This window comes from Mycobacterium sp. SP-6446 (assembly GCF_001954045.1).
GTDB lineage: Bacteria > Actinomycetota > Actinomycetes > Mycobacteriales > Mycobacteriaceae > Mycobacterium.
The window spans coordinates 1-1,005 of sequence record NZ_MBEM01000037.1 but is presented as its reverse complement, the minus strand read 5'-3'; the positions used below and the strand labels follow the sequence as shown (position 1 = coordinate 1,005).

The window sequence follows — 1,005 nt, the reverse complement described above, 5'->3', positions numbered from 1 at the left end:
CCTCGTTTGACCACCCGGCCCCGCCCGCGGACGTGCCGCCGGCACCTCCGGCGGACCTGGCGCCGCCCGCGCCTCCCGCCGACGCCCTGCCTCCGGCACCCCCGGCCGACGCCGCGCCTCCGGCCGATGCGCTACCGCCGGCACCTCCGGCCGACGTGATGCCGCCCGCGCCACCCGCGGACGCCGTGCCACCCGCGCCGCCGGCTCCAGGTGACCTGAACACCGCTTCCGTTGACCACGTGTCGCAGGTCGGCTACACCAGGCAGCTGTGGCAAGCGATCCAGGGTCACGACATCCACGGCAACGACGCGCTGGACGCGATCGCGCAGCCGTCCGGCGCTCGCTGAGGGTCTAGGCCCTTAGTCCTAGGCGGAGCCGACCCATTCGTCGGTTCCGTCGTCGAAGAACTGGTGCTTCCACACCGGTAGCCGCGCCTTGATGGTGTCCACCAGTTGGGCGCAGGTCGCAAACGCCGCCTGCCGGTGGTCGGCGGCGACCGCAGCCACCAGCGCCGCCTCGCCGATGTGCAGCGCGCCGATCCGGTGGCTGGCCGCAACGGCGCGCACCCCGCTGGACTGCTCGGCGACCTCCGCCACCACCTCGGCGATGACCTCCCCGGCCGACGGGTGCGCGGAATACTCCAGCCGCACCACCCTGCGTCCACCGTCGTGGTCGCGAATCATGCCGACGAACCCGACGATGGCCCCCGCCGACTGATGGCCCACCAGCTCTTCGTGCTCGGCCAGACAGATGGGTTGCTCGGTCATGGCGGCGCGCAGGACGAGCGTCATCGCTCGTGATCTTTGCCTGCGAGTTGGTCGAGGGCGTGGTCGAGAACATCGGCGAGCACCCCGAGGCCGTCCTTCACCCCGCCGGGTGAGCCGGGCAGGTTGACGATCAGGGTGCTGCCCGCCACGCCGCACACCCCGCGCGACAGCATCGACGTCGGCACTTTCGGCAGCCCGGAGCGGCGGATCGCGTCGGCCAGTCCGGGGATCATGTAGT

The 1,005-nt window shown here is 72.2% G+C and carries 2 protein-coding genes and 1 pseudogene; 1 reads left to right on the top strand and 2 read right to left on the bottom strand.

Annotated features, from left to right (window positions below; genetic code table 11):
- Nucleotides 1–347, top strand: a pseudogene (locus A5736_RS26200) (resuscitation-promoting factor RpfA); the annotation flags it as partial.
- Nucleotides 348–365: 18 nt separating this feature from the next.
- On the opposite strand, the gene A5736_RS02730 reads toward A5736_RS26200, so the two are convergent.
- The gene (locus A5736_RS02730) at nt 366–791 is read right to left on the bottom strand and encodes a molybdenum cofactor biosynthesis protein MoaE (RefSeq protein ID WP_076122463.1); all 426 of its coding nucleotides are present in this window, start codon (nt 789–791) and stop codon (nt 366–368) included.
- Nucleotides 788–1,005: molybdenum cofactor biosynthesis protein B (locus A5736_RS02725; RefSeq protein WP_371328353.1), on the bottom strand; the 218-nt coding region annotated here is incomplete at its 5' end. The genes A5736_RS02730 and A5736_RS02725, both read right to left, overlap by 4 nt.